This is a genomic window from Nonomuraea sp. NPDC049152 (genome assembly GCF_040648355.1).
Classification (GTDB): Bacteria; Actinomycetota; Actinomycetes; order Streptosporangiales; family Streptosporangiaceae; genus Nonomuraea.
The window spans coordinates 194,588-203,466 of sequence record NZ_JBEZDO010000019.1 but is presented as its reverse complement, the minus strand read 5'-3'; the positions used below and the strand labels follow the sequence as shown (position 1 = coordinate 203,466).

8 protein-coding genes and 1 pseudogene are annotated in these 8,879 nt (G+C 64.0%); 6 read left to right on the top strand and 3 right to left on the bottom strand.

Annotated features, from left to right (window positions below):
* Positions 1-172 precede the first annotated feature (172 nt).
* Positions 173-433 carry a hypothetical protein gene (locus AB0B45_RS31195; RefSeq protein ID WP_358137837.1) on the bottom strand — a complete coding sequence of 87 codons (261 nt, stop codon included), beginning with the start codon at positions 431-433 and terminating at the stop codon, positions 173-175.
* Between the two features lie 385 nt (positions 434-818).
* Between AB0B45_RS31195 and AB0B45_RS31190 the strand changes: the two genes are divergently transcribed.
* The 5 genes and pseudogenes from AB0B45_RS31190 to AB0B45_RS31170 form a co-directional block, all read left to right on the top strand.
* Positions 819-1,583: a GntR family transcriptional regulator gene (locus AB0B45_RS31190; protein ID WP_358137835.1), complete on the top strand. Its 765-nt coding sequence runs from the start codon at positions 819-821 to the stop codon at positions 1,581-1,583.
* 40 nt (positions 1,584-1,623) lie between these two features.
* Positions 1,624-2,727, top strand: coding sequence for an alanine racemase (locus AB0B45_RS31185; protein ID WP_358137833.1), 1,104 nt, complete (start codon positions 1,624-1,626; stop codon positions 2,725-2,727).
* A gap of 205 nt (positions 2,728-2,932) precedes the next feature.
* Positions 2,933-3,328, top strand: coding sequence for a GntR family transcriptional regulator (locus tag AB0B45_RS31180; protein WP_358137831.1), 396 nt, complete (start codon positions 2,933-2,935; stop codon positions 3,326-3,328).
* A 259-nt stretch (positions 3,329-3,587) separates the two neighbouring features.
* Positions 3,588-4,799: a hypothetical protein gene (locus tag AB0B45_RS31175; RefSeq protein ID WP_358137830.1), complete on the top strand. Its 1,212-nt coding sequence runs from the start codon at positions 3,588-3,590 to the stop codon at positions 4,797-4,799.
* A gap of 708 nt (positions 4,800-5,507) precedes the next feature.
* Positions 5,508-5,888, top strand: a pseudogene (locus tag AB0B45_RS31170) (GNAT family N-acetyltransferase); the annotation flags it as partial.
* Between the two features lie 135 nt (positions 5,889-6,023).
* On the opposite strand, the gene AB0B45_RS31165 reads toward AB0B45_RS31170, so the two are convergent.
* Complete coding sequence (locus AB0B45_RS31165) at positions 6,024-6,362, bottom strand: tyrosine-type recombinase/integrase (protein WP_358137827.1); 339 nt, start codon at positions 6,360-6,362, stop codon at positions 6,024-6,026.
* 342 nt (positions 6,363-6,704) lie between these two features.
* Between AB0B45_RS31165 and AB0B45_RS31160 the strand changes: the two genes are divergently transcribed.
* On the top strand, positions 6,705-7,109 hold the full coding sequence (locus AB0B45_RS31160) for a hypothetical protein (protein WP_358137825.1): 405 nt from the start codon (positions 6,705-6,707) through the stop codon (positions 7,107-7,109).
* Positions 7,110-7,505: 396 nt separating this feature from the next.
* Here AB0B45_RS31160 and AB0B45_RS31155 read toward each other — a convergent pair whose 3' ends face one another.
* Positions 7,506-8,549, bottom strand: a complete 1,044-nt coding sequence (locus tag AB0B45_RS31155; protein WP_358137823.1) for a methyltransferase — start codon at positions 8,547-8,549, stop codon at positions 7,506-7,508.
* Positions 8,550-8,879 lie beyond the last annotated feature (330 nt).

Here is an 8,879-nt window from a genome sequence, read left to right as displayed (position 1 = left end):
GCTGTGGGCCTTGCTGCGCGACAACCGAGTCTTCTCCCCGGTCCCACCGCAGCAGGTCACGGCTGCTGCCGCTTGACATGGTCATTGAGATTCCTTCGGTTCGGTGTGGGTCTGGGGCGTGCCCCGGCGGGGAGTCGAACCCTGCCTGCGACCATCGGGGCGGTTGGAATGGCTAGGCGGCCAGCCGGTCGGGCTCCAGCGCGAAGAACAGGACCATGAGCTTGTCCACGCGGGTCTCGCGCTTGGCCAGCTCGAAGATCTCCATGTAGACGTCCATACGGGAGGCACCGGGCGGGACGTCGACCGTGCTGGCGAAGGTGGCGTTGCCGAAGCCGCCGCCGGTGGGCCACTGCACGGTGATCACCCACATGTAGCGGTGGGTCTGGCCGGTGTCACTGGCGTTCTGAGGTGCGCCGTTGGTGGCGGTGTCCATGGTGAAGATCTCCCTTGGATGGAAGGTGGGAACGGGTAGTGGCCGGGGCCGTTGCCCCGGTCGGGCCGCCTTTTGTCGGGAGGCGGTGGCCCTTGGTCGTCGCTGTTGAGTTGATCGAGCGGCAGCAATCGCGTCTGGCCCGTCGGCCAGAGCGGTCCGTCGGCGTCGGCGCGCGGTCCCGTCGGACCGCCTTCCAAGTGCCTTCGGTTGTGCAGTGAGGTGAGGCATGCCTCACCTCGGTTGCTCGACTTGGTCTGACGGTGCAGGTATGCTGCCTGCGAAACGTCAAACGTTTGTCGACTGATTTGATAATGAGCCCGCCAGGGGTCGCTGTCAACAAACATCAAACGTTTGGCGTTTCGGTCGAGCGACAAAAGAGGGAGAAATGGGCACCCCAAACAAGCTGGGCTTCCGACAGATCGCCGTGCAGATCCGGCAGGAGATCGTCGAAGGCGTCTACCCGACGGCTTCGGTGCTCCCACCTGAGCCGGTCCTTGCGGAGAAGTACGGCGCGTCTCGAAGCCTCGTTAACCGAGCCATGCAGGTACTCGCAGCAGAGGGCATGATTCGCCCCAAGCAAGGGAGAGGAACGATCGTGACCTACATCCCGCCGATGCTCCACTCCGCTGCCCGTTACTCGCGGGTGGCGCGCGAGAGCGGCCAGGCGCGCGGCGCGTTCGACGCTGAGGTGCGCGAACTCGGCCTCGAACCGCAACATGAGATCACCGTGGAGCGCGCCACACCCCCGGACGACGTGGCTGATGCCCTTGGACTGCCGCGCGGAGAGGAGAACGCCCTCGTACGGCGTCGCCGACTCTTGGCGTCCGGCATCCCGGTACGGCTCAACGCCTCATGGTTCCCGCTCTCGATCGCGGACGGCACCGACCTTGAAGCCGATGGGCCGAACATCCAGGGCGGCGTCAAGTCGGCCCTGGCCGAACTCGGCTACGCCCAGACCGAAGCGAGCGAGCGCATCGTCGTACGCCCGCCCACGGACGAAGAAGCCGACGCCCTGGAGATCAGCCCCGAGCGCACGGTCCTCGACATCTTCCATGTCGGCAGGACCGTGAGCGGGCAGGCTGTCGAGGTGACCACCACGGTCACGCCCGCGCACTACCTCGTGATTGAGCACACCTTCCCGCTCACCTGATGCCCGGTCAGCCAGCTATCACCTGAAGGGGGACGACGCGATGACAGCTACAACCCTGCCGATCCGTGCCAAGGCGCTGGAGCTTGCCGACGCCGGCCAACTGCCCGCGTACGTGTACGACCTTGCCGACCTGGACGCCCACATGGCAGCCGTCCGAGCAGCCATGGGCGACATCGAGGTGTATTACGCCGTCAAGGCCAACCCTGACTCCAACCTCATGCGGGTCATCGCGCCCTATGTAGACGGCTTCGAGATCGCGTCCGGGGGAGAGTTGGCGCACGTGCGCGAGCACTTCCCGGACTCGCGCATCGCAATCGGCGGCCCCGGCAAGACCGATGCCGAACTGTTCGCGGACGTCTACCGGCTCCACATCGAGAGTCCCAGCGAAATCCGGCGGCTGTTCGCGGCGGGCCGGTCTGCTGACGTGCTGCTTCGCGTCAATCTCGACATCCCCATCAAGGGCGCGTCGCTGGCAATGGGGGGTGGCGCGACGCCCTTCGGGATGGACCCCGACGGCGTTGCCGAGTGCATGGAAATGCTGGCCGGTCAGGACGCCGTACGCCTTCGCGGCATCCACGCTCACCTGGCCAGCGGCTTGGACGCTCGTACCATGCTGGAGCTGGCCAGCGCCATTCTCGACTACGCCCGTGGCCTTGGCGTCACGGAGATCAATATCGGTGGTGGCATGGCCGTCTCCTACGCCGACCCGGAATCCCGGTTTGACTGGGAGACGTACGGCGCGGGCCTGGCCGCTCTCCGACGCCCTGGCGAGACGCTACGCATCGAGCCGGGCCGGTCCATCTCGGTCTACTGCGGGCGGTACGTCACTCGGGTCATGGACGTGAAGCGCGTCCATGGTGAGCTGTTCGCCGTGGTGGCGGGCGGGACACACCACATTCGGACTCCGGCGACCAAGGGGCACAGCCAGCCCATGGTTATTGACCTGCCAGGGGAGCCGACCACGATTGTTGGCCAGCTCTGCACGCCGAAGGACACCATGGCGAAGCATGTGCCCGTGAGCCTGGCGACGGGCGATGTAGTCGAGTTCCTCATGGCTGGTGCCTACGCATGGAACATTTCGCATCACGACTTCCTGATGCACCCGAAGCCGACCTTCCACTACGTCGGCCGAGCCCGACCCTGAGCTTGGAGCCCTGGGGAGCCGGACGCGTTTTCCAGGGCTTTCTTGCCCCCGCTGTCCCCGGCCGGGTGTTGACCAAGGGAAACGTGAGGAGCGATGGTGGACAGGCTGTCCTCGCTGTCCCTGGCAAGCCATGGGACCTCTTTCGGGATGGCCGGTATCTACGTAGCTTCGGGCTACGGGCTTCATCAGAGGGGCTGATCATCGAATGTCGGAACCGGCTTTTGTCCGCATCGCAGGCGACTATGCGCACCGTATTCGCAGCGGGGAACTGTCACCTGGTGTACAGCTGCCGAGCTACAAAGAGATCGCTGAAGAGAACGGTGTCTCGGAGATCGTAGTGCGCAGAGCCCTCGATCTACTCAAGAGTCAAGGGCTTGTCCAATCTGTTCGGCGACGCGGAGTCTTTGTTTCCGAGGGACCCGAGCGTCGGACGGAACCACCTGCGCATGCATTAGCGAAGGAGCCAGATACAGCACTCGGTGCCGTTGCTCTGGAGATCGCTAACATACAGGCGCGGGTCGCCGAGATTGAACGTGACCACGGTGCGAAGCTGGCCGAGATCCTGAGGATTCTTCGCGCCGCCGACGGTCGAAAGTCATAGCGCCGTCCGGGGACAATGTGTCCCCGCTGTCCCCGCTGTCCCCGAATGAGGTTTGACCAGGGGAAACATGCGAACACGAGCGGGGACACTGTCGGGGACGTGCTGTCCCCGCTGTCCCCGGCGGGGCTACTGACCCTCAAGGAGCGCGCGAGAGTGTCCCTCGTGTCCCGGTGTCCCTGAACCTGGTTTGAGCTGGGGGCCCGTGCCCGGGTTCTGGTATCCCGCTTCCGGGGTGTGGACGATCGGGTATCCTGCCGCCGTGAGCGCCGCTTTATGGGTTGTTGCCATCTTTGTTGTCACCTGCATGGATCTGGCCAGGCAATCACGCATTTACCACCTTGCGTTCCAGCAGCTCGCTCTTGAGCGTTCCAAGGCTCTGGAGGCGGAGCGTGTAGAGAGCGAGCGGAAAGCGAGCATTGCGGCTCAGGTAAAGAAGCGCCGTAAAGAGGCAGAGGAGCGCCTGCTGCTCACCCACGAGTGGCGAACGGCAGCTCTTGCCGCAAACATGGAAGAGCTACTGTTTGCGGCAGGTGAGAAGCGTCGCAGGACTGTAATACCATGTCGCGAATTCGCTGATCAGAGTCTTTTGATCGAAGAGGTCATAGACCTAGAGCGAGAGCTTCTCGGCATGGCGGTTGACTTCCAGATAACGCCATTTCGGCACAAGGATAGCGATTCGGGTTTGGCTTGCTTGTCTGCCGAGTGCGAGTTCGCGAAGATCCTCGGGGCGGTGGCGGAGGCTGAAGAGCACTTTCTTCCACTTAGCATAGTCCTGCCCAATTTACGACCGGATGGCGTGCGTTTCGTATGCCTGCCAATTCGATTCAAGCAATCCCATTCTCCCAGCGATTATGAGACGGCGAGATACGTCCTCAATTGGCTTGCCGACGTGCGGCAGCGCGTAACTGGCGAAGAAAATTTCGACCGCCATGAAATTCTGGGAGCATACAAGAAAGACTCCATCTTCATTGTTGAAGAGGAGTATGTGGTCGATCGCGCCCTGGGGATTCTAGTCGATAATAAGCTCATTCGAAGTGGATGGGCGAAGGCGCATGTAACAGACGCCTGTAGAATAACTGCTCGTGGGCTCTACTGTGTCAGGAAGTACGAGGGAGACGTTATGAAGATGGAAGACGAAGAGCGGAGAATCGGTCATCAAATCAAGGTGGAGCGCAGCAATGTTGCGTTTGATCCTCAGGGGCCGGTAGTTCAGAATTACAATGAGGGCGTCGATACAGAGAAGCTTCTCCGTTTTGCGCTGGCAGTGCAGCAGGGGATGCCCGCTCTCGGGCTCTCAGTCGAGAAGCAGGAGTTAGTGCAGACGACTATTCGCGAGATAGAGGAGGCAGCGGCCGAGCCCGAATCGAATCCTGGGCGTCTGAAGCGGCTTGGGAATACTCTCAAGGAGGTCCTCACGGAGGCGAGTGGGAGTCTTGTAGCTGAAGCCCTGATGGGTATGTGGCCAGGATGATTTGGCTGAAGTAGGTGTCCCTCGTGTCCCCGGTGTCCCCGTTCATACTCTGACCAAGGGAAACGCCATGAATCACCCGGGACAGTGCCGGGGACACGTTGTCCCCGCTATCCCCGGACCGTCGGAGTGGCAGCATGAAAGGCGCTTCGCGCGTCTTCTACGTGCTTCGCACGATTGAGCTGCAACATTGGGGGGCGACCGTCAAGGAGCACACGGCAGTATCGGTGTCGGAAGTCGCCGAACCGCGCACAGAAGCCCTTGATCGCTACCGGCCTGCCGCCCCCCGCTTGCTCTAGTGATGCCGCGCTCACGTATCGCTATGAGGTTGACGCTGTTGCGGGCCAATTGGTTCGCGGCGAACGTCGGGGCAGCCCCCAGTGTTACAGCCTAAAGATCGCGCGAAGCGCCTTGTTACCTTCGAGCCTGGGTGTCCAACTGGGCGACAACGGCGAAAGTCGATCACAGACGTGAGTGGACGTCGGCGGACGGTCCTATGCAGCCAGGAGGACACACAGACGTTGTAAAACACATGTTCGAATTGACTCGTAATGAAGGGGTCTCGGGTTCGAATCCCGAAGGCGGCTCCAGCTCAGAAGCCCCCCGTGTGATCACGGGGGGCTTCTGCGTGTCCAAGCGAGTGACTACGAGTCCCGGTCGGGGTTGAAAACCTCTTGGTCTTCGGGGTGGTCATGGCCATCATTTCCCTTCATGACGCCACCTTCGGTGCAGATACGTCGAGCTACCCCTGACGACGTCGTGATCTTGGCGCAGTTGAATCGTTTCGTGCATGATCTCCATGTCGATGCAAGACCGGATATCTTCCATCTGGCCCACGCCACTGGCGAGCCGGCACCGCACTTTGCCGCGTTCCTGGCGCGGGAAGGGGCCATGGCTTACATCGCGGAGTCATCGGAGCACGGCCCAGTTGGATACATCACGGCGACCATCCAGAACCGCTCTGCCGATGCCCTCATGCATCCGCAAAGGTTCGTCTACGTCAACCACGTCGCCGTAGATCCACGGGTGGCTCGCATGGGCGTAGGTTCGGCCTTGGTCGAGTCGGTTCGCGCGGCGGCTCTGGAAGCCGGCTGCGCCAGCCGCTCACGGACGTGTGGGATTTCAACACCAAGGCTCTGGCCTTCTTCGAAGGTCAGGGCCTTGGCCGGATACAGCATCGGCTGGAACAGAGGTTGTAGGCGACCCAGGCTTCCGTGGGTAATCGACTCATGTCCTGAAGATCCGATTCATGGCGACCGCACCGCTCCGGAGTACCGGGCGGATCTGCTTGCGGTAGACCAGCTCGGTCACGGCGGTGCTGCTGTGACCGACCAGCCGGGAGATCTCGTCGATCGGGATGCCGTTGTCAGAGAGCAGCGACACGAAGCTGTGCCGCAGCTCCCGGGGTGACCAGTCGGACGGGTCGAGGCCCGCTCTCTTGACGTCACACAGCGTTCCGGCAGGGCGAGCGCGGCGCTGACCTGCGGCATGGGCCTGGCGCCGTTCCTCGGCTGCTTTGATCACGGCCTGGCGGACGTGCTGGAAGAAGTGGCCGATGTCTTGCATCCGGATGCCGGCAGGGTGCGCCGAGGACGTGGGCCGGCATCCACTCCTTCCGCTCCTCCAGCCCGCCACTGAACCCCTCACCGACGTCCTCGACCCACGCGCTTGCCGTCGACCATGCGGTGTCGTGTCAGCGGCCGCGTCAGGACGGCAACGGCCCGGTATCAGAGCGGTCGGCGATCGTGAATGTCATGAACGGTTCAGCGATTGCGGCCTCAAGGCCGGGTGAGCTCCCCTCGGGCGACCCGACCTGAGCAATCCAGACCCCCGGGCACCAACAGGGCCGCACTCCACCATCCGTCCGTTCCATTGACTTTCGTAACAGATCTAAAGGAGCACACCACCATGTCCATCACCCTTACCGACCAGGACAAGCTCACCCTGCGGACCGCCGCGTGGGGCGCCGTCTCACTGATGTCCGCCGCTGGTGCCGCCGGCTCGGCCCACAAGGTCGCCACCCACGGCTCCATCGCCCTGACCTCCGCGACCGGCCTGGTCGGGCACGTGCTCGCCAAGGCGCCCAAGGGCGTGAAGTACGGCAAGACCGTGGCCGAACTCGCCGACCAGGTGCTGCCGGCCCTGACGGCAGCCATGAGCCTGCTGAAGAAGCAGGCCCCGGCAGAGGCCGACAACTTCCGCGGCACTGTCATCGTCGCCATCGAAGCAGGCGCTCGGACCCACCAGGGTGAGCCCAGCCCCGCCATGGCGGAGATGGCCCGCAAGCTCACCGAGGCCCTCGACGCCGCTTGATGGGATGCCGACCTGCGCAGTTGACGCGGCCGAGCCGGCTCAGTAGACAGGCTGAGCACCTCGGACCCGTACGCCTTGAAGGTGGACTCCTTGCGGTCGTGCATCAGGCAGAGCGCGAACCGCGCCACGCCGAGTTCGCTGAGCTCGGCTTGCCCGGTCCACATGCGCGGACACCGGGGCTGGCAGGCACAACCGGTCCACGATCCCATCGGCCCGAGGTCGGCTGCCGCGCTCTCGTGCGGTTCCGGGGGCGGTGCTTCGCGTGCAGCCTCCAGTAGGTCCAAGGTCCGATCGATGTTCGACGGGTTGAACAGGCGTCCCAATCAGCGATCGAGCTTGGGAGCCATGTCGATCTCACGCAGGTGGATGGATCGGCGGCCAGGTTCTTGATCTGTGTCAAGGGCCCAGCGGAGTGCAGTCGAGGACGACGTGTCCGAGCGGGGTGCTGTGAACGTCGGCGAGGTGGAGCCCGGCTTCGGCGGCGATGGCGATGTAGTCCTCGACGGTGCGTTCGCGACCGCCGCTGAGCACGAGCATGCGCAGGTTCATCTCGGCGAACATGGCCGGATCGTCACCGGAACCGCCGTGTGACTCGATCACGATGACCCGTCCGTACTGCCCGGCCGCGTCAGCGCACCGACGCAGGATCAGCAGGGCGTCGTCGTCGCCCCAGTCGTGCACCACCCGCCTGAGCACGTACGCATCACCCCCGGTGGGCAGCGGATCGAAGAAACTTTGGCCGACGAACTCGCACCGCGTTTCCAACCCGCGCTCGGCCAGGTACTGCCGACCTCGGTCCACTGTGTCCGGCAGATCTACGAGCGTGGCCCGGAGGTCAGGGTTGGCGCGCAGCACTTCGGCGAGCAGGGCGCCGGTGCCACCGCCGACGTCGACCACATGCCGCACACCGGACCAGTCGTATCCCCCGGCCGCGTCGGCGACTTGGTCTCCTGCGGTCGCCATCACCGCATCGAACGACACGCTCATCTCTGGGTTCGCAGCGAGATAGCGCCAGAACGGGGCGCCGAAGACCGTCTCCCATGCCGGTTGCCCGGTGTGGACCGTGTGCAGCAGACCGGTGAACGCCAGGTCCATCTGCCCGCCGAAGCCACCCAAGTCGAGCCGCGCCCGCATCCCGGAAGGATGGTCGGATGCCAGCAGCGCGGCAAGCTCGTTGACGGCGAACCTGCCCGGCTCCCGTTCGGCGAAGACACCCCGGCAGACCAAGTGACGCAGCAGCCGGCCCAGCGCGTCCGCGTCGGTGTCAGACCGGCGTGCCAGCTCCTCGACGGGCACCGCGTCGTCGGCCATCAGATCGGCCAGCCTCAGCGAGGCCGCGACCCGCACCGCCATCGGCGTGACCAGGTCCATCACCGGCGCCAGCAAATCCCATGCCGATGGCCGGCCTTGCTCGTCGTGATCGTCTTCGGCGCTGGTCACGGCCGCGACCCCCTCCTCGCACGGAGTAGCAGCGCCATACTCCCATCGCGACGAGATCAGCGGTACCCAAACTCATCGCCATCGCCCAAGGGCACCGGACTGGCCCATTTCCTGCACCGTCAAGCCATGGCACTGATCGAGGTCCATCGGCCCGACGGTAAGGCCGGGCGGCCGATCCAAGATCCTGTGGGAACGGGCTGCGGATCCTGATTCTGTGAGGTGTTGGACTACGTAGTGGAGCTGGGAGGGGACACGGTCATCCGATGGCCGGCCGCCGACACCTACCTGTGGCTGGACGCCACGTGGATCGTCGAGTGCGCCCGCTCACGT